The 370-nt window shown below is 77.0% G+C and carries 1 protein-coding gene; it reads right to left on the reverse strand.

Features of this window, described 5'->3' with window-relative positions; all coding sequences use genetic code 11:
- On the reverse strand, positions 1-370 hold a 370-nt coding region (locus tag SACPADRAFT_RS27720), incomplete at both ends, for an AlkA N-terminal domain-containing protein (RefSeq protein WP_040924370.1).

Here is a 370-nt window from a genome sequence, read left to right on the forward strand (position 1 = left end):
GCGCCCAGGCAGTCGAGCACCGCCCCCGGGTCGGCGTCCAGGTCGAACAGCCTGCGCACGCGCGCCACGGCGCCGGAGAGGTCGCGCACGTCGGACAGCCACAGCGCACAGTCGACGTGCGGCACGCCGGACGTCGCCGAGGACCCTCCGCCGTGTTGCACGGGTGGCCGGAGCCGGACGGACCCGGCGCCGTGCGGCAACCGCAGCGTCCGCCGGTAGCTCCCGTCGTCGACCGCCTCCACCCCGGTGACCGCGCGGGCGGCGAGGAAGTCCAGCAGCCCGGCACCGTCGAACGGTGGGCGCAGCGGCAGCCGTAGCCGCAGGTGGGTGCCCGGTTCCGTGTGCGGCGGCGTGGTCGTGGTCGCCGGGT

Origin of the sequence: Saccharomonospora iraqiensis subsp. paurometabolica YIM 90007 (assembly GCF_000231035.2) — a bacterium.
GTDB classification, from domain to species: Bacteria; Actinomycetota; Actinomycetes; order Mycobacteriales; family Pseudonocardiaceae; genus Saccharomonospora; species Saccharomonospora paurometabolica.